This window comes from Marinobacter sp. UBA2498 (assembly GCF_002341575.1).
Classification (GTDB): Bacteria; Pseudomonadota; Gammaproteobacteria; order Pseudomonadales; family Oleiphilaceae; genus Marinobacter; species Marinobacter manganoxydans.
Genome location: NZ_DDOI01000143.1, coordinates 24,538 through 25,656 on the forward strand (window position 1 = coordinate 24,538; position 1,119 = coordinate 25,656).

1 protein-coding gene is annotated in these 1,119 nt (G+C 60.8%); it reads left to right on the top strand.

Annotation, left to right across the window (positions count from 1 at the left end; translation table 11 throughout):
* The coding region (locus tag B2W52_RS19730) for an ABC transporter permease (RefSeq protein WP_349677090.1) at nucleotides 1-1,119 on the top strand (1,119 nt) is incomplete at both ends.

A 1,119-nucleotide genomic window follows, 5' to 3' on the forward strand; every position in this document is an offset into this window, starting at 1 on the left:
TACGCCGCGGTGCCAAGGCTCTGGAAAACGGCGGTTTTGCCGACCGCAGGTTTGCCCGGCGGTTGGCCCTGGCCAATCTGCACCGGCCGGATTCGCCGCTCCGGGCAACCCTGCTGTCACTGGGCACCGCACTGACGCTTGTGGTGGCCTGCACGTTGATGGTTACCACGCTCCTGAGGGCGCTTGAAACCACCATACCGGAACAGTCGCCGGCGCTAATCCTCTATGAAGTGTTCCCGGACCAGATGGAACCGCTGCAAAACGGCCTGGAAGCGTTGGATGCTTCTAGCCGCGTCGAGTTGCTCCCGATGGTCCGGTCCCGCCTGGACACTATTAACCAGAAGCCGATTGCGGAGGTTCTCGCCGATAACGCCGAAGCCCGGCGAGAAGCCATGGGAGATGAATACAAACTGAGTTATCTCTCGGGAAACCCCGAAGCACTGGAACTGGTGGAGGGCAACTGGTGGGAATCGCCGGCCCCCGAGGGGGAGCCCGCTTACATGGCCATGGAGGATCGGGAGGCTTACCAGCTTGGACTGGGGGTGGGCGACCAGCTCACCTTTACTGCACAGGATAAGAGCATCGACGTCGAAATCCGTGCAATTTACCGGCAAAAAGGGCTGCAGACCCGATTCTGGTTCGAGGGCATATTGCAGCAAGGCGCACTGGACGACTTGATCAGCCTTTACGTTGGTGCGGTCTACCAAAGCGATGAGGCGGCCAGGGAATCCCAGCAATGGCTGGCACAGAACATCCCCAATGTAATCACGCTGCGCACCGCTGACTGGCTGGAAACCGCAGGCGATCTGCTGAACAAGGCAGCCGCGGGCCTGGCGGCTGTGGCATCGGTCAGTCTTCTCGCCAGCCTGCTTGTGCTTTCCAGCGTAGTCAGTGTCAGCCGCAGGCGGCAGCTTTACGAGGCCAACCTGTTGCACTGCCTTGGCGCCCGTCACGGAGCGATCCGCCAATCCATGCTGCTGGAAACCGGTTTGCTGACCTTTCTGGCAACGGTTTTCGCGACGGCGCTTGGTGCGCTAATTGCTTTACCTGTAGCTGACCTGGCCTTGAAGCTGCCGGCCGGCGATTTATGGTGGATTGGGGCGCTGGTTGCCGGAGGTG